16 protein-coding genes are annotated in these 20967 nt (G+C 71.6%); 2 read left to right on the plus strand and 14 right to left on the minus strand.

The window, feature by feature from the left end; genetic code table 11:
- Nucleotides 1-115: 115 nt before the first annotated feature.
- Nucleotides 116-778 carry a hypothetical protein gene (locus tag DSM104329_RS27665; protein WP_259313100.1) on the minus strand — a complete coding sequence of 221 codons (663 nt, stop codon included), beginning with the start codon at nt 776-778 and terminating at the stop codon, nt 116-118.
- A complete protein-coding gene (locus DSM104329_RS27670; RefSeq protein ID WP_259313101.1) occupies nt 775-1329 on the minus strand; it encodes an RNA polymerase sigma factor in 555 nt (184 codons plus the stop codon). The genes DSM104329_RS27665 and DSM104329_RS27670 overlap by 4 nt, the downstream gene beginning before the upstream one ends.
- 83 nt (nt 1330-1412) lie before the next feature.
- Here DSM104329_RS27670 and DSM104329_RS27675 point away from each other — a divergent pair, with 83 nt between their 5' ends.
- Entirely contained in the window at nt 1413-1847 is a 435-nt protein-coding gene (locus DSM104329_RS27675; protein WP_259313102.1) for a MarR family winged helix-turn-helix transcriptional regulator, read from the plus strand.
- Nucleotides 1848-1896: 49 nt separating this feature from the next.
- Complete coding sequence (locus DSM104329_RS27680; protein WP_259313103.1) at nt 1897-2913, plus strand: TIGR03617 family F420-dependent LLM class oxidoreductase; 1017 nt, start codon at nt 1897-1899, stop codon at nt 2911-2913.
- 38 nt (nt 2914-2951) lie between these two features.
- Here the strand turns inward: DSM104329_RS27680 and DSM104329_RS27685 are convergent, their stop codons facing one another.
- The 12 genes from DSM104329_RS27685 to DSM104329_RS27740 all read right to left on the minus strand — a co-directional run bounded on the left by DSM104329_RS27685 (nt 2952) and on the right by DSM104329_RS27740 (nt 20855).
- A complete protein-coding gene (locus tag DSM104329_RS27685) occupies nt 2952-4847 on the minus strand; it encodes a hydantoinase B/oxoprolinase family protein (RefSeq protein WP_259313104.1) in 1896 nt (631 codons plus the stop codon).
- Nucleotides 4844-6895, minus strand: coding sequence for a hydantoinase/oxoprolinase family protein (locus DSM104329_RS27690; RefSeq protein ID WP_259313105.1), 2052 nt, complete (start codon nt 6893-6895; stop codon nt 4844-4846). The genes DSM104329_RS27685 and DSM104329_RS27690 overlap by 4 nt, the downstream gene beginning before the upstream one ends.
- A gap of 31 nt (nt 6896-6926) precedes the next feature.
- Nucleotides 6927-7985: an ABC transporter permease gene (locus tag DSM104329_RS27695; RefSeq protein ID WP_259313106.1), complete on the minus strand. Its 1059-nt coding sequence runs from the start codon at nt 7983-7985 to the stop codon at nt 6927-6929.
- Between the two features lie 14 nt (nt 7986-7999).
- Nucleotides 8000-9637, minus strand: coding sequence for a sugar ABC transporter ATP-binding protein (locus DSM104329_RS27700; RefSeq protein ID WP_259313107.1), 1638 nt, complete (start codon nt 9635-9637; stop codon nt 8000-8002).
- Between the two features lie 4 nt (nt 9638-9641).
- Entirely contained in the window at nt 9642-10886 is a 1245-nt protein-coding gene (locus tag DSM104329_RS27705) for a sugar ABC transporter substrate-binding protein (protein ID WP_259313108.1), read from the minus strand.
- A 151-nt stretch (nt 10887-11037) separates the two neighbouring features.
- The gene (locus DSM104329_RS27710) at nt 11038-12066 is read right to left on the minus strand and encodes a zinc-binding dehydrogenase (RefSeq protein ID WP_259313109.1); all 1029 of its coding nucleotides are present in this window, start codon (nt 12064-12066) and stop codon (nt 11038-11040) included.
- The gene (locus DSM104329_RS27715) at nt 12063-13004 is read right to left on the minus strand and encodes a polysaccharide deacetylase family protein (RefSeq protein WP_259313110.1); all 942 of its coding nucleotides are present in this window, start codon (nt 13002-13004) and stop codon (nt 12063-12065) included. The genes DSM104329_RS27710 and DSM104329_RS27715 overlap by 4 nt, the downstream gene beginning before the upstream one ends.
- A 19-nt stretch (nt 13005-13023) precedes the next feature.
- A complete protein-coding gene (locus DSM104329_RS27720) occupies nt 13024-14235 on the minus strand; it encodes a CaiB/BaiF CoA transferase family protein (protein WP_259313111.1) in 1212 nt (403 codons plus the stop codon).
- On the minus strand, nt 14232-15143 hold the full coding sequence (locus DSM104329_RS27725; RefSeq protein ID WP_259313112.1) for an HpcH/HpaI aldolase/citrate lyase family protein: 912 nt from the start codon (nt 15141-15143) through the stop codon (nt 14232-14234). The genes DSM104329_RS27720 and DSM104329_RS27725 overlap by 4 nt, the downstream gene beginning before the upstream one ends.
- Nucleotides 15144-15185: 42 nt before the next feature.
- Nucleotides 15186-16136, minus strand: a complete 951-nt coding sequence (locus DSM104329_RS27730; protein WP_259313113.1) for an ornithine cyclodeaminase family protein — start codon at nt 16134-16136, stop codon at nt 15186-15188.
- A gap of 115 nt (nt 16137-16251) precedes the next feature.
- Nucleotides 16252-16953: an isochorismatase family protein gene (locus DSM104329_RS27735; protein ID WP_259313114.1), complete on the minus strand. Its 702-nt coding sequence runs from the start codon at nt 16951-16953 to the stop codon at nt 16252-16254.
- Between the two features lie 26 nt (nt 16954-16979).
- Nucleotides 16980-20855, minus strand: a complete 3876-nt coding sequence (locus DSM104329_RS27740; RefSeq protein ID WP_259313115.1) for a hydantoinase B/oxoprolinase family protein — start codon at nt 20853-20855, stop codon at nt 16980-16982.
- Between the last annotated feature and the right edge of the window lie 112 nt (nt 20856-20967).

Here is a 20967-nt window from a genome sequence, read left to right on the forward strand (position 1 = left end):
TCTATTAGGCTGCCCTTACGGCACAGGATGTTAGGGAAGCCTAAGCGCGCACGTCGCGCCGGCTCCCCGGCGTCGGCCGGAGCGCGCCGAGCGCGGCCGGTGCGTCAGAGGCGGACTACGCCGAGTAGCCGGTCCAGGAGGCGAGCTTGGCCAGCTCGTCGCCGGAGACGTCCTCGGCGGCGAGCACGCACGTCTGGCCGCGCGCGCGCCACGTCGCGACGGTCGCGCCCTCGTGGCGCAGCAGCGTCACGTCGGTGCCGGCGACGGTGCGGCGGCGGCCGTCGGGGACGGCGATCGGGGGGCCGGAGACGACCGTGTAGCCGATGCGGCGACCGGCGTCGTTCTCGTAGAACACGGTCTTGGCCTCGCGCCCGTCGACCTGACCCGTACGCTGGCCCACCGCGCGCCAGCCGTGGCTGGCCGACCAGTCGGGGAACGCCACGTCGTCGACGACGGCCTTCAGGCGGTTCGTGCCGGCCATCGGGGCGGGCGGCGCGCCGGCCGGCTCGGAGAGCGCGAGCTCGGCCGCCTGGTCGACGGGTGCGGTGCCGCCGCCGGGCAGGGTGAGCACGAGCGCGACGATGAGCGCCGCGGCCACCGCGCCGGCCGAGGCGAACAGCCCGAAGCGACGCCGGTGCCGCACGCGGCCCCGATCCTGGTCTGCGACCACGCGTTCCCGCAGCGTCGCGGGAGCACTGACCGTGGCCGCCGCCGCGCGGATCGCGGCGCCGATGTCGTCGGTCTCCTGCATCGTCTCCTGACCTGGAGGACGCCTCACCGTCCCGGATCCTTCCGGCCGGGCGCGGAGGACGGCGCGGCGGCCGGCGCGACGTCCTGGGCGGACAGCATGTCGGCCACCCTGCGGCGGGCGCGGTGCAGCCTCGTCGTGATGGTCGCCTCGGGCACGCCGAGCGCGCGCCCGGCCTCGCCGTAGGACAGGCCGGCGACGTCGACGGCGACGAGCGTGTCGCGGAAGTCGCCGGGCAGCTCGGAGATCGCGGCGAACAGCGCGGAGACGTCGAGCGCCGCCTGGGGATCCCAGGACGTCCGCACGTCGGCCGGCTCGAGATCCTCGGGCCACGGCGCCGAGACGGGCCGGCGCGCCGAGGCCCGCAGGCGCGTGATGTGCGTGTTGCGCAGCACCTGCAGCAGGTACCCCAGATCGTCGTCGCGGCGCAGCAGCCGCGGGCGCGCGAGCACCCGGGCGTAGGTGTCCTGCACGAGGTCCTCCGCGTCCTCGCGGCGGCCGCACATCGCCCACGCGGCGCGGAAGAGCCGGTCGAGATGATCGCCCAGATGCTCCGGGTCGAGCCTGCGGACGCTTCCCACGCTGTGCAATGTACGCCGACCGGCGGGAAGCCGATGGATTCTTGCGGTGGTCAACCGTGGGAACCAACAAGTATCATCGGTCCATGTCACCGACAGCCACGGCGCGGCCGACAGCGGCCAGCGAAGCGTGGGTCCTCCTGCACGAGCTCGTCGCGTCGCAGCGCAGCCGCGTGATGTGCATCTCGTCCGAGTTCGATCTCGCGCCCGGCCAGATGATGGCGCTCAAGTGGCTCGACCCGGCATCGCCCGTCCCCATGCGCCAGCTCGCGCACGCGCTGTCATGCGACAACTCGAACGTCACCGGCATCATCGACCGCCTCGAGGACCGCGGCCTGGTGGAGCGCCGGGCGGCCCCGCACGACCGCCGGGTGAAGATGCTCGTCGTCACGCCGGAGGGCGCGGAGCTGCGCCGGCGCATCAAGGAGCGCCTCGAGCAACCGCCGGAGGCGCTGCTGCGACTCGGTCCCGAGGAGCAGCGCGTGCTGCGCGACCTGCTGCGCAAGGCGCTCGAGCGCTGACGTCCCGCCGCCGAAGGGCGGATGTCGGACATTCGCCATACTCCCGGCCGTGACGACCTCCGGCCGCCCTCCGGCGCTCGACGCCACGATGCGTGCGATCCCGATCGCCGACAGCGCGACGTGGGCGCGGCACGCCGAGGAGCTGGGGTTCGACGGCGTCGTCGTCACCGAGACGAACAACGACCCGTTCCTGCCGCTCGCCCTGGCCGCCACGACGACCGGCCGCGTGAGCCTCGGTACCGGGATCGCGCTCGCCTTCCCGCGCACCCCGATGGAGGTCGCCTACACGGCCTGGAACCTCCAGGACCTGACCGGGGGGCGCTTCGTCCTCGGGCTCGGCACGCAGGTCCGCGCCCACGTCGAGCGCCGCTTCGGCGTCCCCTGGTCGCACCCCGCCCGGCGGATGCGCGAGTACGTCCTCGCGCTGCGGGCGATCTGGCGGTCCTGGGAGACCGGCGAGCCCCTCGACTTCCGCGGTGAGTTCACCTCCCACACGCTGATGCCGCCGGCCTTCCGCCCGCGGCCCCAGCCGCACGGCGCGCCGCCTGTGTACCTGGCCGCCGTGCGCGAGCGGATGATCGAGGTCGCCGGCGAGGTCGCGGACGGGCTGCTCGTGCATCCGCTACAGAGCCCGCGCTTCGTCGACGAGGTCGTGCGCCCCGCGCTGGATCGGGGCGTGGAGCGAGCCGGGCGCACCGGTGCGGACGTGGCGATCTCCGTCGCCCAGTTCGCCGCGACGACGCCCGACGAGCTCGAGGCGATCCGCCGCCGCATCGCGTTCTACGGGTCGACCCCCGGCTACCGCCAGGTGCTCGACCTGCACGGGTGGAGCGGCCTGTTCGAGGAGCTGCACGCGCTGTCGCGCAGCGACGGCTGGGGGCGCATGCCCGGGCTCGTCACCGACGAGCAGCTCACGACCTTCGCCGCCTACGGCGAGACCCCGCAGGCACTCGCCGAGGACCTGGGCCCGCGCACCCGCGGCGTCGACCGCGTCGCCCTGACGGCCGGCGAGGGCGCCGACCTCGAGTCCTGGGCGCCGCTGGTCGCGCGCTGGCGAGCCGGCTGAGCGCGCCCGCGCTCGCCGGCCGGCGCGCGCGGCAGCAGTCAGCCCAGGTCGGTCTCGCGCGCCAGGGCGGCCTCGAACTCGCGGCGCTCGTCGGCGATCTGGCGCCGCAGCTCGTCGACGGCCGGCAGCGGGCCGAAGTCGAAGTCCGGGCGCGGCTCGCGGGTGTCGCGGATCTCGTCGCGGGCCGCCGCCGTCGCGTCCGCGTCGAGCGCCCCGGCGGCGCTGACGACGACGCCGTAGTCGCCGCGCGCGGCCTCGACCGTGACCAGGCCGGAGCGCACGTCGGTGGCCACGCGCTCGGGCTCGCGGTCGAGCGGGTCGCCGAGGCCGCCGGCGCCGGCCGTCGAGAAGATCAGCCGGTCGCCCTTGCGGACCGGCACGTTCTCGACCTTCGACGGCAGCTTCCATTCGCGGCCGTCCGACCGGATCAGCAGCTTCTCGGAGCTCTGCCCGTACATCCCGCCGTTGACGCCCCACGGGTGGGTCTGGGCGCGATCGTCCTGGAAGGTGATCAGCCCGTCCTCCAGGAAGGTGTACTCCTTGGCGACGCCGTGGCCGCCGCGGTGGTACCCGGCGCCGCCGGAGTCCGTGCGCACCGTGTAGGAGTCGACGCGCAGCGGATAGTACTTCTCGAGGTACTCCGTCGGGACCGCCTTGAACAGCGGCCACCACGAGTGCCCGTCGAGGCCGTCGCCCGCCGGCCGGGCCGGGATGCCGCCGTAGAGGATCTCGAGGATCTGGTAGTTCTCGCCCCTGGAGTCCGTGCCCGAGTAGACGAAGTTCGGGCTCGTCCCGTAGGAGCCCGACACCGCGAACTCGAGGCCGAGCATCTTCGAGAACACCGCGCCGAACACGTCGAAGTGGCGCGCCATGAGCGTGAGCCGGTTGCCGAGCGGCGCCGGGAACTCGGGCTTGAGCACCGAGCCGTCCGGGATGTGGACGTTGATGATGTCCGAGTAGCCGTCGTTGAAGACGACGTCGGGCGCGAACGCCATGATCAGGAAGACCCCGACGAACATCTTGAACATCTCGGGGTTGAGGTAGAAGTTCACCGACCCCGGAACCTGCCCGTCGGTGCCCTCCCACGACACGTTGAGCGTGTCGCCCTCGCGCCACATCGTCATCTTCAGCTTGATCGGGCCGGTGCCGAGGCCGTCGTCGTCGGCGAAGTCCTCGAACGAGAACTTCTTGCCGTCCGGCAGGTAGGTCCGGATCAGCTCGATGACCGCCGAACGCGTGCGGTTGAGGATCGCGTCGCACGCCTCGAGGTACGTGCGCTTGCCGTAGCGCTCGCACAGATCGAGCACGCGCGCGGCGCCCGCGGCCGTGCCGGCGGCGATCGCCTTGATGTCGGCCTCGACCTCCTTCGGCGCCCGCGTGTTGTGCGCGAACAGCCGCAGCGCCTCCTCGTTGAGCCGGCCCTGGTCGTAGAGCTTGATCGGGGGCATCCGCACGCCCTCGTGGTAGATGCTGCGCGCGCTGATCGGCATGCTGCCGGCCGCAGTGCCGCCCACGTCGATGAGGTTGCCCCACTGCGACGAGTAGCCGACGAGGTCGCCCTCGAAGAAGATCGGCCGCAGCAGCAGGAAGTCCGGCGTGTGCGAGACCGAGCCCTCGCACATGTACGGGTCGTTGAGCGCGATGACGTCGCCGTCGCGCAGGTCGGAGACCGCGTAGGGCGAGTGCTCGAGGATCGTCGGGATCGCGCTGCCGAACTGGCCGATCACCATCCGCGCGTGACGGTCGGCGATCAGCGGGAACTGGTCGGACTGCTCGCGGATGACGGGGCTGACCGCCGTCGTCTCCAGCACCCTGTCCATCTCGTAGCGGGCGTTGCTCAGCGTGTTCTCGATGATGTCGAGCGTGACCTGGTCGATGTCGTGCTCGCGGACGAAGTCCGGCAGTGCGGAAGCCCGGTCGTCGGTGACGCTCATCGGTTGCCCTCCCGGATGATGATGTTGCCCGCATCGTCGACGGTGCCGGCGTAGCCCGGTTCGATGACGGTGGTCGAATCCTCCTGCTCGACGATCGCCGGCCCGGAGATCCGGTGGCCGGCGCGCAGCTCCGCGCGCTCGTAGATCGGCGCCTCGTGCCAGGTCCCGTCGAAGTGCACCTGCTCGGTGCGGTCGACGGGCGCGTCGGTGTCGGCCGTGCCGGTGCCGAGCTCGAGCTCGATGTCGCGCGTGACGCCCCGACCCACCACGCGCAGGGTGGCGATCTCCACCGGCGCGTCGAGCTCGAAGCCGTAGCGGCGCGAGTGCTCCGTCTCGAAGGCCGCGCGCAGGACCGCGGCGTAGCCGTTCGTCAGCCCCTCGATCTCCAGCGAGCACGGGATCTGGATGTCCTGCCGGTAATAGCGGCAGTCCGCATAGACCTCGAACGCGTGGTCGTCGGCGTGGACCTCCTCGTCGTGCAGCCACGCGGCGGCCTCCGAGACGAGCTCGTCGACGGCTCCGCGCACGTGCTCGCCAGGGGTGTCCTCGGCCATGCGCAGGTACGTGCGCGCGAACTCGTTCTGCACGTCGGCGGCCAGGAAGCCGAACGCGCTCAGCACGCCCGGCGTGGTCGGCACGATCAGCGGGTCCGCGCCGATGAGCCGGGCCAGCGCGTTGGCGTGCAGCGGCCCGGCGCCGCCGAAGGCGACGAGGCCGAAGTCGCGCGGGTCGTAGCCGCGCTCGACGCTCACGACGCGCAGGGCGGCGTGCATGTTCTCGTTGGCGATGTCGATGATCGCCTGCGCCGCGGCGACCTCGTCGATGCCGAGACCCTCGGCGACCTTGGCGACCGCCCGGCGGGCGGCGTCGACGTCGAGAGCGAGCCGGCCGCCGAGCTTCGAGCCGCCCGGCAGGCGCCCGAGGACGACGTTGGCGTCGGTGACCGTCGGCTCCTCCCCGCCCCGGCCGTAGCAGGCCGGGCCCGGGTCGGCGCCCGCGCTGCGCGGCCCCACCTTCAACGCCCCGGCGAGGTTCAGGTAGGCGATCGAGCCGCCCCCCGCGCCGACGCTGTGGATGTCGGCCCCGCGCGCCTGGAACTGGTAGTAGCCGAGCTGGGCCTCGCGCTTGATCGCGACCTCGCCGCCGCGGCACAGCGCGACGTCGGTCGACGTGCCGCCCATGTCGAAGGTCAGCACGTTCGGCACGCCCGCGCGCCGCGCCAGGTAGGCCGCGCCGACGGCGCCGCCGGAGGGGCCGGAGAACGCGATGTCGACCGGGCGCTCCTTCGTGGACCGCGCGCTCATCGTGCCGCCGTCGGAGCGGACGATGTTCAGGCGGCCGGCGAACCCGCCGTCCTGCAGCAGCGACTCCAGGCCGTCGACGTACTTGATGACCTGCGGCTGCGTATAGGAGTTGAGCACCGCGGTCAGCGTGCGCTCGTACTCGCGGTACTCCGACACGAGGTCGGAGGAGATCGACACGGGCAGGCCGGGCCGCACCTCGAGCGCGATCTCGCGCGCCCGCCGCTCGTGCGCCGGGTTCACGTACGCGTTGAGGAACGCGATCGTCAGCGACTCGGTGCCGGCGTCGAGCAGGTCCTGCACGGCGGCGCGCACGCCGTCCTCGTCGAGCTCGGCGACGACCGCGCCGGCCGCGTCGGTGCGCTGCGCCACGCCGCGGGTGAGCCACAGCGGCACGAGCGGGCTCGGCTTGATCATGCCCATCCACCCGTACAGCGGCCCAGGCGTCCACGCCCGCGCCAGGTGGAGGATCTGCTCGTGGCCCGCGGTGGTGACGAGGCCTCCGACCGCGCCCTTCTCCTCCAAAATCATGTTCGTCACGACCGTCGACCCGTGGAGGATGAGGTCGAGCTCCCCGAGCGACACGCCGTGCGTGTCGCAGGCCTGCCGGATGCCTGCGAGCACGCCCTCCGACTGGTCCCCGGGCGTCGAGAGCACCTTGGCGATCGTCAGCTGCCCCGTCTCCTCCGAGACGAGCAGCACGTCCGTGAACGTCCCTCCGACGTCGACTCCGAGCTTCAGGCTCATCGCGACTCCTCCTCCTTCCGGTTGCCGCGGGTCATGCCTGTGCGGCAGCGGCGTCGTCCTTGATGTCCTTGCGCCGCACGAGCTGCGACAGGGCAACGGCGAGGATCAGCGCGCCGCCGTAGAACAGCTGCTGCACGAAGCTCTGCGCGCCGAGCAGCTGCAGGCCGGTGATGCCGCTGACGAGGAAGAACACGGCGATGAACGTGCCGATCGGGTTGAAGCGCCCCGGCGTGATCGCCGTGGCGCCCAGGAACGCCGCTGCGAAGGCCGGCAGCAGGAACGACAGGCCCGACGTCGGGTCCGCGCCGCCGAGTGAGCCGGTGTAGAAGACGCCGGCCAGCGCGGCGATGGTCGCCGATGCCACGAGCGCGCCCCAGCGGACACGGCCCACGTTGATGCCGCTCAGCCGCGACACGTTGCGCCCGCGGCCGACGAACAGCAGGCGCCGGCCGAGCGCCGTGTAGGTGAAGGTGTACGCGAGGAACACGGTCAGCGCCACGCCGTACCAGAAGACGAGCGAGACCCCGAGGAACCGGTTCGTGATCGTCCAGTCGATCAGCGTGTTGCTGACGCCGCTGACCGTGTTCGACCCGCTGATCCACAGGACGATGCCCTGGATCACGGTCGCCGAGCCGAGCGTGACGATGAACGAATCTATCCCGAGCAGGACCACCAGACCGCCGTTCAGGAAGCCGACGAAGACGCCGAGCAGCAGCACCACGACGATCGCCGGGATGAGCGGCCAGCCGTGACGTACCTGCAGGATCGCCAGCACCATCGACGAGAGCGTGAGCATCGCCGCGATCGACAGATCGAAGTCGCCGGTGGTCAGCGGCAGGATCAGCCCGAGCGCGAGGATCAGCAGCACCGCCTGCGAGCCGAAGATCGTCTGGAAGTTCGCCGACGTCGCATAGGTGTCGGGCTTGAGCAGGCAGAAGACCAGCACGACGATGCCCCAGGCCAGCAGCAGCGCGTAGCGCTGGAAGAGGTCGGCCGGCCGAAGCTTCGCGCTGCGGCCCCGCGCGCCGCGCCGCTCATCCGCCGGCGGCGGCGCATCGCCCGCCGTGGTCGTGGACGTGTTGGACTCCATGGTCTTGTCCTCCCTCACCGGACTCGCTCCGCCTCGGCGAGCGTGACGCTGTTGTACACCTGCTCGGCAATGCGTTCCTTGGTGACCTCGCCGCCGGACAGCTCGCGGACGATCCGGCCGGCGCCGAGCACCAGGACGCGGTCGCACACGGCGGAGAGCTGCTCGTAGTCCGAACTGGCGCAGACGATCGCCATGCCCCGCTCCGCTGACGCCGACAGGGTGCGGAAGATCTGCTCCCGCGCGCCGACGTCGACTCCCTGGGTCGGCTCATGGAGCAGCAGCAGCGGCGGCTCCGTCTGCAGCCACTTCGCCAGCAGCGCCTTCTGCTGGTTGCCGCCGCTGAGCGACTGGTACGCGAGCCCCGGATCCGGGGGCCGCACGTCGTACTCGTTGAGGAGCTCCTGGCTCTTGCGGCGCATGCGCCGCAACTGGAGCTGCGCGGGCTGGTAGTCGCCGAGGACCTGGAGCATCATGTTGTCGCCGATCGGCAGCGAGCCGACGCTGCCGTCGCGCTGGCGGTCGGCGGGGATGAGCGCCAGACCCGCGCGCAGTGCGCGCTTCGGCGTCATCGACCGCAGCGCGAACGTCGCGTCGCCGACGCGCATCTCGCCCGCGGCGCACGGCCGCGCCCCGAAGAGCAGGTACGGCACCTGGTCGAAGCCGGAGCCGATCAGGCCGGTGAGCCCCAGCACCTCGCCCTCGTGGACCTCGAAGGACAGCTCGCGCACGCCGGGTCCGCGCAGGCCGTCGACCGTCGCGGCGATGCGGCGGCCCGACGCGTCGGGCCGCGCGAGCTCGAGCTGCGCGAGGCGGCGGCCGATGATCATCTCGACCAGCTGACCCTCCGTGGCCTCCGCGGTGACGACCGTGCCGTGCACCCGGCCGTCGCGCAGCACCGTGACGCGGTCGGTGATCTGCCGGACCTCGTCGAGGTCGTGCGAGACGAACAGCACGCTCGCGTGGTTGGCGACGATGTCGCGTACGATCGCGAAGAGCCGCTCCGTGCCCTCCCGCGGCAGGAACACCGTCGGCTCGTCGAGGACGAGCAGGCCGCGGCGGTCCTCGCCGGTGGCGGCCTTGATGCCCTCGGTGGCGCGAACGATCGCGAGCAGCGCGCGGTCGGTCTCGCTGATGTCGTTGACGAGGGCGTGGGGGTCCAGCGAGACCCCGTAGTCGTCGAAGAGCTGATACGCGCGCCGCCGCTCGGCGCGCCAGTCGATCCGCCAGGACCCCGACTGCGCCAGGTCGACCATGCGCAGGTTCTCGATGACGGTCAGATCCCGGAGCAGTCCGAGGTCCTGGTGGACGAAGCTGAGCCCCAGGTCCCCGAAGCTGCCCGCCGGCAGCGGCAGCTTCACCGGCTCCCCGTTGATCTTGAGGTCGACCGCGTCGGGGGTGTGGTAGCCCGCGAGGACCTTGATCAGGGTCGACTTGCCCGATCCGTTCTCCCCGAGGAGGCCGTGGACCTCCCCCGGCAGGACGGTGAGATCGACGTCATCGAGCGCCTTCGCCCCGCCGAAGGTCTTGGTGAGGCCGCGGAGCTCGATCACCGGGACCGCGGTCGCGGCACCGGCCGGCGCGGGCGCCCCCGAGGGGACGCCCGGCTCCGTGCCGGTGGACCGTGGGCCGCTGGTTGGGGCCTGGTCCGTCATGGTGCTAGCCGATCCCCCAGAGCTTGTTGTAGCCCGTGACGTAGGCGTCGCCGTAGCCCTTGTCGGGTGTCGGAGGCGTGCCGGTCTCGTCGACGTTGGAGTCGTCGAACACCCGCAGAGGCGTGTCCTCGAGACCATCCTTGATGATCGGGCCGCCGGCGAGGATCCGGAAGGCCTGATCCATGTTGGCGTAGCCCAGCCAGCCGATGTTCTCGCCCATGTCAGCGGCCATGATGTCGCCGTCCTGGATGAGCTTCAACACGTCAGGCGTGCCGTTGTACGACGCGATCCTGACCTGACCCGTGCCCTTGCCCGCCGCGCGGATGGCGGCGGAGGCCGGAATGGACATCGAGTCGTAGATCGGCAGAACCCACTTGATGTTCGGGTTCGAGCTGACCGCGGACTGCACCTGCGGCGCGATCTTCGTGCCCCAGTCGACGACCGGGACGTTGAGGACCTGGGCCTTGGCGTCGGGGCACCGCTCCGCCAGGCGGTCCTGCATCGCCTTGACGATGCCGTTGCTCGGCGGCACTTCCTCCGCCGTGATGATCAGCGTCTGCTTGACGCCGTCACACCCGTCCTGGGAGATCGCGTAGTCGACCGACAGCTGCCCGGACTCGTGGAACGGGACGGTGACGTACCCGGCGATGAGGTCGGCGACGTTCGCCGGCGGCGACTCGCCGTTCTGGTAGAGGTGCGACACCAGCACCGGGATGCCGGCCGCCTTGGCCCGCTTCAGCTGCGGGATGACCAGCTGCGGGTCGTTGCCCGCCTGCAGGACGATGAGGTCGACCTTCTGGTTGATCGCCTGGTTGATGCCGGCGGCCCACTGCGTCGGGTTGCCCTCGTTCTCGAACTGCACGAACTTGACGCCGTTGGCCTGGGCGACCTTCTTCATCTGGGCGTCGACGGCGGCCACGTAGGGGATGGTGCTGGCGACCGGGATGTTGAACAGCGTCTTGCCCTTGGCCTTGCTGATGTCCACCGGCTCGGCCTGGAGCTTGAACTGGGGGATCTTCGAGTTCGCCTCGATGTTCGCCTTCGCGGCAGCCTGGGCATCGCCACCGCCCGTGGTGGTCGAGCCGCCTCCAGTGGTCGCCGCCGACGTGGACGCGGCGGTCGAGCCGGTCGAGCCGCTGTTGTCGTTGCTCCCACACGCCCCGACGACCACGGCCACCATCACGGCGGCCAGGACGGCGAGCAGCGCAAGGGTCCTTCCCCGATGGAATGCGTTCCTCTCCTGCAACACCAGCTCCTCCTATCCGCGGCCGGCCCTTGAGTCCGGCCTAAGTCGGTATACCGTCGTATACGAGCGCAAGGCTATGCCCCAGAAATCAAAGGTGTCAAGTAAACGTTGGACTTACGACCCTTCATCTGAATCGGCTCGACGCACAGGCGGCTCATGGGGCCAGCAGAACCTTGCCGAACTGCCGGCGATCCTCCATCAACCGGTGGGCGTCGGCCGCCTGCTCCAGCGGCAGGATCTCCGACACCACCGGGGTCAGCTCGCCCCGCCCGACGAGCTCGATGACGTGGCGCAGCTCGGCCTCCGACGCGCGGGCGCAGCCGATGACCGACCACTCGTGGCGGAACAGCTCGATGAGGTCCAGCGCCACCACCTCGCCCGCGTGCCCGCCGCACACGACCACCCGCCCGCCGTCGGCGACGGCGGCCAGGCTGCGCTCGAACACGTCGCCACCGACGTGCTCGAGCACGACGTCGACGCCGCGGCCGCCGGTCGCCTCCCGCACCCGCGCGGTGAGGTCCTCCTCGACGTAGTCGATCGTGACGTCGGCCCCCAGCTCGCGGGCGCGCTGCAGCTTCTCCGCGCTGCCCGCCGAGGTGATCACGCGCGCCCCGGCGCGCTTGGCCACCTGGATGCCCGACGAGCCCACGCCGCTGCCGGCGGCCGAGATCAGGACGGTCTCCCCGGGGCGCAGCTTGGCGCGGGTCACGAGGCAGTGCCACGCCGTCGCGAAGGTCGTCTGCGTCGAGGCCGCCTGCTCGTAGGTCATCGCGTCCGGCATGCGCACGACCGCGTCGGCGGGCGCCAGCACGTACTCCGCGTAGGCCCCCGCGCGCTGCACGCCGAGCATCTCCAGCCGCTCGCAGAACTGCTGTCGGCCGGCGAGGCAGGGCTCGCAGTGCCGGCACGCCACCTGGTAGAGCGGGGTCACGCGGTCGCCGACCGCGAGCTCCTCGACGCCGGGCCCGACCGCGGCCACGTCGCCGCCGCACTCGAAGCCCAGCGTGTGCGGCAGGGCCAGGGGCAGCCGCGACGTGCCGTTGCGCATGTCGACGTCGACGTGGTTGAGGCCCACGGCCCGCACCCGCACGACGACCTCGCCGGGCCCCGGCTCGGGGTCGGCGACGTCCTCGTGGCGCAGGACCGACGCGTCGCCGTACTCGTGAAAGCGAACGGCCTTCATCCGCGGCCGGCCTCGAACTCCTCGTGGTGCTCGTTCCACCAGTTGGCGATGTCCAGGCGCCGCGTGAACCACACGTCGCCCTTCTCGAGCGCGTATTCGATGAAGTCGCGCAGGCCGCTCGTGCGCCCGGCCTGCCCGGCCCAGCGCGAGTGCAGGCCGATCGACATCATCCGGGGGTGGGTGGCGCCCTCCTCCCACAGGTAGTCGAAGCCGCGCCGGCACTGGTCGAAGAACGACGACGGGTCCGAGAAGCCCTGGGGCAGCACGTAGCGGCCGTCGTTGTAGGTGAAGCTGTAGGGCACGATCAGGTGCCGCGTGCCGGCGACCTCTGTGTAGTACGGCAGGTCGTCGTTGTAGGCGTCGGAGTCGTAGACGAAGCCGCCCTCCTCGACGAGCAGCTCGCGGGTGTTGACGGACGGGCCGTAGCGGCAGTACCAGCCGCGCGGGCGCTCGCCGCAGGTGCGTTCGATCGAGCGGATCGCCTCGAGCATGTGCTCGCGCTCCTCCTCGCGCGACAGCGTCCAGACCTCCTCCCAGCGCCAGCCATGGCAGCACGGCTCGTGGCCGGCCTCCTTCAGCCACGCGGCGACCTCGGGGTTGCGCTCGAACGCGACCGCCGCCCCGAAGAACGTGATCGGGATGCCGAACTGCTCGAAGAGCCGCTGCAGGCGCCACACGCCCGCGCGCGCGCCGTACTCGTAGACGGACTCGGCGGCGAGGTCGCGGTACTCGGGGTCCATCGTGTACGGGATCTCGGCGAGGCCCTCGTTGCGCCCGTCGCCCGCGATCTTGGAGTACTCCGAGCCCTCCTCCCAGTTGAGCGCGATGTTCACGGCGACGCGCGCACCGCCCGGCCAGGTCACCTTGGGCACGTGGCGGCCGTAGCCGACGACGTCGCGCCGCGGGCCCGGCCCGTCCTGCTCGCTGAATCGGGGCATCTGTCTCCTCTCTCCGGGGTCAGGGTGCCTGCGCGATGACGCCGCGCGCGGCCAGGTCCGCGAGCTCGGCATCGGAGTATCCGAGCTCGCCGCCCAGCACGTCGCGGTTGCTCGAGCCGAGGTCGGGTCCGCACCAGCGGATCTCGCCGGGCGTCATCGTCAGCCGCGGGATGACGTTCTGCATCTTCAGCGGCCCGAGGACCGGATGCTCGACGGTCGTGATCGTCTCGCGCGCCTGGAACTGCGGGTCCTCGAAGATCTCCTTGATCGAGAGCACGGGTGCGATCGCGGCGTGGACCTCCTCGAACGCGAGGAGCACCTCGTCCGCGTCGCGCTCGGCGATCCAGGCGGCGATGGGCTCGTCGAGCTCGTCCTGGTGCTCGAGGCGGCCGGCGTGGTCCGAGAACCACGGCTGCTCGGCGAGGTCGGCCCGGCCGACGAGCTTCATCACGCGCTCCGCGATGGACTGCGCGCTGGCGGACATGCCGAGCCAGACGCCGTCCTTCGACAGGTAGGCGTTGCGCGGCGAGGTGAACGGCGCGCGGTTGCCGGTGCGGTTCTGCACGATCCCGAGCTGGTCGTAGACCGAGGCCTGGGGCCCGAGGATCCAGAACAGCGGCTCGTAGATCGACAGGTCGATGACCTGGCCGGTGCCGCCGCGATCGCGCCACCAGAGCGCCATCATCGCGGCGAAGGCGCCGGTCATCGCGGCGACGCCGTCGCCCAGCGCGAACGGCGGCAGCGTGGGCGGGCCGTCCGGGAAGCCGTTGATGTGGGCGTAGCCGGACATCGACTCCGCGAGCGTGCCGAAACCGGGGCGGGTCGCGTACGGGCCGGTCTGCCCGAACCCTGTGGTTCTCACCATGACGAGGTTCGGGTTGATCTCCTTCAGGACGTCCCAGCCGAGGCCCCAGCGCTCGAGCGTGCCGGTGCGGAAGTTCTCGACGTAGATGTCGGCGGTCGCCAGGAGCTTCTTCATCGCCTCGGCGCCGTCCGGGTCCGACAGCTTGAGCGTCACGGAGCGCTTGTTGCGGCCGATGACCGCCCACCACAGCGAGACGCCGTCCTTCTCCCAGCCGAGCTTGCGCAGGTTGTCGCCCTCGGGATGCTCGACCTTGATGACGTCGGCGCCGTAGTCGCCGAGCATCGTGGCGATGACCGGCCCGGCGAACAGCGACGCCGAGTCCACCACCCGGATGCCCTTGAGGGGCAGCTCGCCGGTCGGGTTCATGCGGTTGCCTCCGTCGTGGTCGCCAGCCAGGCGTCGTAGCGGCGGATGCGGTCGCGCGCGAGGCGGTAGATCGGGTAGTCGACGAACAGGCCGTCGACGCGCAGGGACGCAACGCCCTGGGCCTCGGCCTCCTCGAAGGCCTCGACGATGCGGCGGTTGCGGGCCGCGTCCTCGTCGCTGAGCGCCGAGTAGCCGCGCTGGACCGGATCGACCTGCGGCGGGTAGACGGTGACGCGGCCCTGGAAGCCGAGCCCGCGCGAGCGCACGCAGTCGGCCTCGAGGCCCTCCATGTCCTGCAGGCGCAGCCAGGGGCCGTCGACGGGCGCCGCGAGCCCGGCCGCGCGCGCGGCCACGACGAGGCGCGACCGCGCGTAGAGGATCTCCGTGGCGTCGGCGGTGAGATCCACGCCGAGCTCGGTCGTGAAGTCGCCGGCGCCGAACACCGCGGTGTGCACGCGCTCCGGCGCGGCGGCGAGGATCTCCTCGCAGCGGGTGAGGCCGAGCGGCGTCTCGATGAGCGCGAGGACGCGGACGGCGCCCGCGTCGAGGCCGGCCGCCGCCTCCGCCTTCGCCAGCGCGGCGTCGGCGACGCGCAGCGACTCGGTGTCCTCGATCTTCGGCACCATGATCGCGTCGAGCCCCTCGGCGACGACCGCGGCGATGTCCTCCTCGAGCGTGCCGAACTGGAGCGAGTTGACGCGGACGACGACGGCCTGGCCCGCGCCGTAGGTGGGGACGGCGGCGCGGGTGATGGCCCGGGCCTCGACCTTGCGGTCGTCGGCGACGGCGTCCTCGAGGTCGATGACGATCGCGTCGGCGCCGAACGTCCCCACCTTCTTGAGCTTGCGCTCGTCGCTGCCGGGGACGAACAGCAGGGAGCGCAGAAGTTGGTCGTTCCAGTCGGTCACTCGGCCTCCGTCGTCTCGTCGAAAATCAAATTAAATATTAACTCATCTCGGCAGGGTGATGAACGCCTCCTCGCGATCGGCCGCGCGGAGGGCGTGGCTGGCGAAGGCGGCGTCGAGCGCGCCGACGCCGAGGTTGCAGCAGACGACGCTCGTGCCGCCGCGCCCGTCGCGCAGGGCCTCGCCCGTGCTCAGGTCCGGCGCCGGCCAGTCGCGGAAGTGGCCCCGGTCGCGGTAGTACTCGAACTGCGTCACGTCGTCGACGACCAGCAGGTCGGCCGCCCGCACGAGCGCCGCACCGATGCTCGCGTCGAAGTCGATCGGCAGCAGCAGCCGCGGCGCGCCGCTCCCGGCGGACGTCAGGGTGGCCTGCGCCTCCTCCACGATGGGCGCGCAGGTGACGACCACGTCGGCGCCGTCGACGGCCGCGTGCGGATCGCCGGCCGCTTCCACGGGACCCGGCATCGCGGCGACCCGGCTCGCGTCGGGATCCCAGGCCGCGATGCGGACCTCGGGGTTCAGGGCCCGCAGCAGCTTCGCGTGGTAGCGCCCCTGCTCGCCGCACCCCAGGATCGCGGCGCGGCGCCAGCCGGGCGGCGCCCAGCGGCGGATGCAGACGCCGCTGGCCGCCGCGGTCCGCGCCGCGGTGATCTCCACCGCGTCCATGATCGCCAGGGGGACGCCGGTCGCCGGGTCGTTGACGATCACGAGGCCGGAGATGTAGGGCAGCCCGCGGCTGCGGTTCTCCGGGTACCCGGAGACCCACTTCATCGCCGCGACGTCCTCGTCGGCCAGGTAGACCGGCATCGCGTGGATGAACGCGTCCGGCCGCGGGTGGATCCCCGGCTTCGGCGGCTGCTCGACCCGGCCCTCGGCCATCGCGAGGTACGTCTGCTCGACGATATCGAGCTGCTCCAGCGTCCCGGGCAGGACCGACGCGACGTCCTGCCGGCACAGGTAGCGCAGGTCACCGGGCGCCGTCGGCGGGCCGCTCACGATGCGGCCCGTCCGCGACCAGCCGCGCAGGTCGCCCAGGCCGGCGGTCGCGGTCGCGGTCGCGCAGCCACCTCGCGGAGGGTCGACGCCGTCCGGTGCGAGAACCGACAGGGTCTCATCGCGGCCCGCGGTCGACCTTGAGGTTCTCGAGGTACCCGACGACCGTGTCGAGCGGCTCGACGTCGCCGAACTTCGCGTCGATGTCGAACAGGTTCCACTCGACCACCCCCGGAACGCGGTCGCCGACCGCCTCGCGGACGACGATGGGCGCGAAGCCCTCGGCGATCCCGTCCTCGGCCGTGTGGCGCACGCAGCCCGCCATGGTCACGCCCGTCACGATGATCGTGTCGACCCGATGCGCCGTCAGGTAGGACGACAGGTTCGTGCCGTGGAAGGCGCTCGCCCGCTTCTTCGTGATGACGAGCTCTCCCTCCAGCGGCGCGATGCGGTCGTCGATCTGCACGCCCTCCGTGCCGACCTTCAGCTCCTCGAGCGGGATCTTGCGGTTCCAGATCCCCATGTCGGAGTTGGGCCCCTCCGTGACCTCGAACGCCGTCGTCGTGTAGACGATCGGGATCCCCTTGGGGCGTGCCGCCTCGTTGAGCCGCTGGACGGCCGGGATGATCTGGTCGTCCATGTCGTCGCAGCTGAAGGCGTGGCCGGGACGGGTCCACGCGTTCGCGAGGTCGATGTGGACGAGCGCCGGCCGCTGCCCGAACCCGACGCGGCGCTGGAACCCGCGTCCCTGGTACAGCTGGGAGTCGGCGGCGAACACCTCGTCCAGCATCGCCTGGAGGTTGCTCTCGGTCGTTGCCATGCTCGTCTCCTTCGGGTCTGCGGTGGTCACGATGGCGTGGCGGCGGCCGCCACGCTCCGGCGCTCGGCGGTTGCCTGCTCGTCGACGGCGAGCGCATCGGGGTCGATGACGACGCCGTAGTCGCGCTCGGCGAGCTCGATCGTCGTCAGGCCGTCGAGGACGTCCTCCAGGACGCGCGACGGATCGCGCAGCAGCGGATCGCCGAAGCCGCCGGAGCTCGGCGTGCTGATCTCGATGGCGTCGCCGGCGGCGAGCTCGTAGCCGGTGATCTTCGCCGGCCACGCCTCCTCGCCCGCCGTCCCGGGGTTCTTGACGACCGACGCGTTCTTGCCGTCGTGGCCCCCGAGGATGCCCCAGGGCGGATCGGACTCGTGGCGCTCGCCCTCGCAGCTGACCACCGTGTCGACCAGGAAGCGGTTGACGCGGACGACGCCGATGCCGCCGCGCCACTCGCCGGCGGCCGCCTCGTGGTCGCGCAGCTCGTAGCGCTCGGTCCGCATCGGGAAGCGCCACTCGAGCTCCTCGATGGGGTTGTTGCGCGTGTTCGCGATCAGCGAGTCCACCGAGTCGAGGCCGTCGCGGTGGTGGCGCCCGCCGTAGGAGCCCTCGTTGACCTCCAGGTAGACCCAGTACTCGCCGGTGTCCTCCGCGAACCCCGAGTACGACAGGAAGTGCAGGTGCGCCGAGTTGCCCGCCGTGACGCGCTCCGGTGCGACCGGCGCCAGCGCCCGCAGCACGAGGTCGACCGCGCGCTGGACCTGGCAGAAGCGCGCGAAGCACGCATGCGGGAAGTCCGGGTTGAAGATCGACCCGTGCGGCGCGACCACCTCGACCGGGCGCAGCATGCCCTCGTTCTGCGGGACGAAGACGGGATAGGCCTCCTCGTCGAGGAAGATCATCCGCGCGATGAACGACATCGCCGACAGCGTCGTACCCTCGAACGGGCAGTTGAACCCGGTCGGCACCGCCTTCGAGGATCCGGTGAGGTCGAACGTCAGCGTGTCGCCCTCGACGATCACCTTGACCTTGACGGGGAGCTTCACGCCGCGGTTGCGGCCGTCGTCGTCGAGCCAGCCGGTCTCGGTCTCGTAGACGCCGTCGGGGAGCTTGGCGATCTCCTGGCGCAGCATCCGCTCCGAGTAGTCCAGCCACGCCTCCGCCGCGTCGAGGACCGTGTCCGCCCCGTGCTTGGCGAGCAGCTCGAGGAAGCGGCGCCTGGCGAGCTCGCACGCCGCGATCATCGCCTCGAGGTCGCCCTTGTTCTGCGTGGGCGTGCGCATGTTGGCCAGCATGTGGCGCCACAGGCTCTCCTGCCGGACGCCCTTCTCCGAGAGCTTGACCGCCTGGAAGATGCTGCCCTCCGACCAGCGGTCGACCAGGTCGACCGCGATGCCCGGGAAGGCGCCGCCGATGTCGAGCAGATGCGCGGACGCCCCCGAGAACCCGACGAGCCGGCCCTCGAAGAAGATCGGGACGACGATCGCCAGGTCCGGCGAGTGCGTGGCGCCCCCGTACGGGTCGTTGTGGACGATGACGTCGCCCTCGTGGATGTCGTCGCCGAGGAGGCCGATGACGTTCTTGACGATCTTCGGCATCGCGCCCATGAACATCGGGGTCGAGTCCGACTCGGCGAGCACGTTGCCGTCCGCGTCGAACAGGCCGGCGCCGAGGTCCTCCGACTCGCGGATGATCGACGAGTACGACATCCGGAACAGGACGCCGGCCATCTCCTTGGCGATCGACGACAGCGCTCCGCCGATGACGCGCATGAGGATCGGCGTCGACAGGGCCGACGCGGCATCGGCGGAGCCGGCCTGCGCCTCCGCCGCGACGGGCGTGGCTATCACGATGTTGCCGCAGCCGTCGATCCGCGCCGCGAACCCGGGTGGGACGATCGTCGTGGAGTCGTACTGCTCGATGACGGCGGGGCCGGAGATCGCGTCGCCGGCGCGCAGCAGGTCGCGGTCGAAGAACGGCGTCAGCACGCGCTGCGGGGCGCCCTCCACGTCGAACACCACCTCGCGCTCGAGCGTCCGCGCCCGCGCGGGGTCGCCGTCGCCGACCTCGATCTGCGGCCATGCGAGCTCGTCGATCCGGCCGATCCCCACCGCGTGGAGGTTGATGATCTCGATCGGCGCGTCGAACCGGTGGCCGTACTCGGCCTCGTGCGCCGCGTGGAACGTCGTGCGCATGCCGTCGGCCCAGGCCGCGTCGACCGCGCCGCTCGGAGCGTCGCACCGGACCTCGTAGCCCTGGCCGGCGTAGCGGCACTCCACGAACAGCCGGACGAGGCGCCGGTCCTCCGGCACGCCGTCGTCGATCAGCTGCTGCGCCGCCTGCCCGGAGATCTCGTCGATGCGAGCCTGGAGCCGCGCATGGTCGAGGTCGTCGAGCGCGTGTCGGTCGGTCGCGACGAACTCGTGCTGGAGGTCGGTGGTCAGCAGGCCGGTCGCCGAGGTGATGCCCGGGTGCGGCGGGACGAGGACCGTGGGGATCTCGAGCTCGCGCGCGATCTCGCACGAGAACAGCGCTCCCGCGCCGCCGGCGGCGACCAGGGCGAAGTCGCGCGGGTCGTATCCGCGGCGCACGGAGTTCAGCTCGATGGCCTGCGTCATGCCGAAGCGCTGGATCTGCAGGGCGCCGAGCGCCGCCTCCTCCACCGACATGCCGAGCTCGCGCGCGAGCGGTTCGAACGCCTCGCGCGCCCGGCCGGCGTCGAGGTGCATGTCGCCGCCCAGCAGTCCGCGCTCGGGCCGCAGCCGGCCGAGCAGCAGCTGCGCGTCCGTCGACGTCGGAGCGGTTCCGCCCCGCCCGTAGCAGGCGGGACCGGGATCGGCACCCGCCGACTGCGGCCCGACGCGGAACACCCCGCCGTCGTCGACGTACGCGATCGACCCGCCGCCGGCGCCGATCGTGTCGATGTCGACCATCGGCACCATCGCCTGGTAGTCGCCGACCTTCGTGTCGAGCAGATGGCGCATGCGCAGCTCGCCGCCGGCCGCCACGCCGATGTCGGCCGACGTCCCGCCCATGTCGAGCGTCACCACGTTCGCATGGCCGGCCATGCGCCCCACCCAGATGCCGCCGAGGAGCCCGGCGACGACCCCGGACATGAGCAGCGTGACGGGCCGCTGGGCGGCGCGGTCGACGGTCGTCAGGCCGCCGGAGGACTGCATCAGCCGGACGCCGTGGGCGAAGCCGGCGTCCTCCAGCACGTCGTCCAGGCGGGACACGTAGCGCCCGACCCTGGGCCCGACGTAGGCGTTGAGGCTCACGGTCGAGAAGCGCTCGAACTCCCGGTAGAGCGGGAGGACCTCGTGCGAGACCGAGAGGTACGCCTCCGGGTGCTCCTCGAGCACGATCTCCTTGATCCGGCGCTCGTGGTCCGGGTTGAGGTAGGAGTGCAGCAGGCAGACGGCGATCGACTCGACGCCCGCGTCGCGCAGGGCGCGCACCTGGCGCCGCGCCTCGTCCTCGTCGAGCGGCGTGATGACCTCGCCGCGCGGCGCCGTGACCCGCTCGGCGACCGTGAGGCGATGACGGCGCTTCACCAGAGGCCGGGACTGCCACGGCAGCTCCTGCTGGAGCGAGAAGTTGTACGGCCGCTTGTGGCGGGCGATGTGGATGATGTCGCGGAAGCCCTCCGTCGTGATCATCCCGGTCTCCGCGCCCGTGTTGGTGAGGACGATGTTCGTCGCCACCGTGGTGCCGTGCAGGAAGCCGTCGATCTCCGGCAGCGGGACGCCGGCCCGCTCGCACAGCCGGTTCACGCCCTCGACCACCGCGCGCGACGGGTCATCGGGCGTCGACGCGATCTTGTCGACGGTGATCCGCCCCGCCTCCTCGTCGACGAGGATCAGATCGGTGAACGTGCCCCCGACGTCGACCCCGATGCGCTTCATGCCGGCACCTCCGCCATCATCCTGCTTGCAGAATTGTGTGGCTCTCCCCTATATTTCGCAAGGTAGGGCCCGCGAGGGCCACTGTCAACTCCGAGCTCGCGGGAGGTCGGCA

The sequence above is a fragment of the Capillimicrobium parvum genome (assembly GCF_021172045.1).
In the GTDB taxonomy this organism is placed as follows: Bacteria; Actinomycetota; Thermoleophilia; order Solirubrobacterales; family Solirubrobacteraceae; genus Capillimicrobium; species Capillimicrobium parvum.